This is a genomic window from Citrobacter sp. wls829 (assembly GCF_005280825.1).
Lineage (GTDB): Bacteria > Pseudomonadota > Gammaproteobacteria > Enterobacterales > Enterobacteriaceae > Citrobacter > Citrobacter gillenii.
This window is the reverse complement of record NZ_SZWP01000005.1, coordinates 1-2,597: the sequence shown is the minus strand read 5'-3', so window position 1 is coordinate 2,597 and position 2,597 is coordinate 1. Positions and strand designations below refer to the sequence as shown.

2 protein-coding genes and 1 pseudogene are annotated in these 2,597 nt (G+C 44.7%); all 3 read right to left on the bottom strand.

Translation table 11 applies throughout. From position 1 onward, the window contains the following. Positions 1 to 395: 395 nt before the first annotated feature. A protein-coding gene (locus FDW88_RS00895) for an IS3 family transposase (RefSeq protein ID WP_137361835.1) occupies positions 396 to 1,483 on the bottom strand; the annotation gives its coding sequence in 2 pieces (ribosomal slippage) (positions 396 to 1,231 and positions 1,231 to 1,483; 1,089 coding nt in all). A 64-nt stretch (positions 1,484 to 1,547) separates the two neighbouring features. Next, positions 1,548 to 1,856, bottom strand: coding sequence for a hypothetical protein (locus tag FDW88_RS00890; protein WP_249354863.1), 309 nt, complete (start codon positions 1,854 to 1,856; stop codon positions 1,548 to 1,550). Positions 1,857 to 2,292: 436 nt separating this feature from the next. Then, positions 2,293 to 2,517: pseudogene (locus tag FDW88_RS00885) on the bottom strand (hypothetical protein); the annotation flags it as partial. Positions 2,518 to 2,597: the final 80 nt, after the last annotated feature.

Sequence of the window (2,597 nt, the reverse complement as noted above, 5' to 3'; positions counted from 1 at the left end):
ACTAAATCAGTAAGTTGGCAGCATCACCGGCGATTGTTACTCGTTTTGGACAAGTCAGCCTGAAGGAAAATCAGCGACGAACCGGCACTGATTATTTGCATCCTGAACGTCTGTCCTTACCTCTGACATTGCGACCATCCTTAAAGCCCGCTTTACGCAACATCAGACGTTAGTAAGTCATTCTCAATATTGCTCTAATCAAAGTGAATCCCCAGATCTGATGCAATTTATGCAAATCAAATGCTCCAGAAGACGGCTGGCAGACTATCAACAGGATATCTGTATGGCCACTCTTGCACTCTGCATTCCGATTGACGCCGCATCGTAAGTTGAAGTTTGCTAATCTTTGAGATGTAGGGTAATACCCCCATTTTTGACGGAGGTGATAAGTAGAATCAGGCCATGCGTTGAATATGTTGCATCGGCGTGAAACCATTCAACGCCATATTTGGTCGTTCATGATTATAAAACCATTGCCACTGCGTGGCATAGTTCTGCAATTCATCCAGTGATGTAAACAGGTGTTGCCCCAGCCAATCATAGCGTACCGTACGGTTGTAACGCTCAATATAGGCATTTTGCTGCGGATTGCCGGGCTGAATAAAGTTAATCTGGATGCCCCTGTCATTAGCCCATGATATCAACGTGTTACTGGTATATTCTGGTCCATTATCACATCGTATTGCTATGGGTTTACCTTTCCATTCAATGAGCTGTTCCAGCGTTCGCACAACTCGGTTTGCCGGCAGAGAAAAATCGACCTCTATTGCCAGTGCCTCACGGTTAAAATCATCGATAATATTCAGCAGACGGACTGAGCGACCATCTGATAATTGATCGTGCATGAAGTCCATCGACCAGCATTCATTACTGTTTTTAGGTACCGTCAGCGGTTCGGGCTTATCCCGTTTCAGTCGTTTTTTCGGCTTTATTCGCATGTTCAGCGATAACTCGCGGTAAATTCGGTACACCCTTTTGTGGTTGAACTTAAAGCCTTTTACGTTACGCAGATACAAAAAGCACAGGCCAAATCCCCAGTTGCGCTGATTGCCAGTGATGCGGAGCAACCAGTCGGCAATAATGACATTTTCTTCATTCAACTGAGGCTGATAGCGATAGCAACTTTCGCTGACAGCAAACAACTGGCAGGCAAAATGTATGCTGACGCTTCGACTCCTGACTGCGTCCTGTGCCATCTGCTTTCGATGCGATGGCTTCACCACTTTTTTGCCATAGCCTCCTGAATGATCTCGGCTTTTAGTCGTTCTTCGGCATACATCTTTTTAAGGCGGCGGTTTTCATCTTCCAGCTCTTTCAGACGGGCCATCATGGAGGCATCCATCCCGCCAAAGCGTGAGCGCCACTTATAGAAACTGGCGCTACTCATGCCATGCTCGCGGCACAATTCAGCCACCGGCGTTCCTGCTTCTGCTTGCTTGAGGATGGCCATGATCTGGCTGTCGGTAAAACGTGATTTTTTCATAGAAATCTCCCGGTTCAGATTACGAGAAAATTCTACTTATGAACACACCGGCTTTTCGGGGGGATTACCGTTCACAAGCAACCATCCCTTTAGTGTCATTGCCTAACACTATTTTTGCTACTGATGGGGTTAAAAACACACCTGATTGCAATTCATGCGAATCAGCCAGAGGGTATTCTATGCTTTGGTTGCCACTAAGAGTTTTTGCGTTACGGATACCAGCCCAGTTCCCTGCCACGTTAATACTCAGTTCACCCCAGACATCAATTTTATGATTTTCCAAGCCCCAACTATCATAAAGGCGTTGGTAAAGCTCTTCATCAGAGAGCCCTTTAACCTCTTCAAGGTTGTAGATAACTTGTTCTAAAGCCATGATTTCTATTCAAACAATAAATAAAGGGATTACCTACGTGTTGCAAACTCAACACATCTACATCTCGAGAAAAACAGGTTTAGTTTTGCTTCTTATCTAGCACTTTTTAGCGAGATAATCACCAACGAGCATTTCAATAAATTCTTTAAGTTCCTGATATTAAACACCATAAGTCTAATATGGCAACAGTTTCTATAATCGCGTTTCGCGAATCCGTGATATGAGCACCAATGTTGACAGTGCCACTTACCACTACACAACTTCATATCGCGTCTACTCTATTGCTAACACTTTCGAGTGATCCGTACCAGCAAAAGTGGACACTTCGCTAAGAAAGTCTGGGGTCAAGTCTTGCAACGTGCACAACGTGCTTTGGCAAGGTCTGCTTTTGGCACATAAGAAATATTCAGAAATTTCGAATACTACATTAGCTCACTCACTTTACTGCAAAAACCGTAACCAACGTTTTCATTGAGTCACCCGAAACCATAACAAAGTGCATTTTGCTACCAACATGCTGCCAAAACTCGGCCTCTTGTGCATATTTTTTGGCTTTTTGGATAGAGGCACTTTCTGGTAACTGGGTTTTAGTTAGCCTTGGGCATAGCAGCTTTGTGCACAAAGCCTTCCAAGGATGCTTAGGTACACCGTCTGAAAGCCGCATTTAATCCCGATGTGCGGCCCTGTGGCTGCGTAAACAGGTTAATGGTGATTGTTACCAACGGTGCAAAACTGATCCAC

Excerpts from the sequence above, each read along its gene's own strand:
- FDW88_RS00890 (WP_249354863.1), bottom strand. The coding sequence starts at position 1,856 with ATGGCTTTAGAACAAGTTATCTACAACCTTGAAGAGGTTAAAGGGCTC.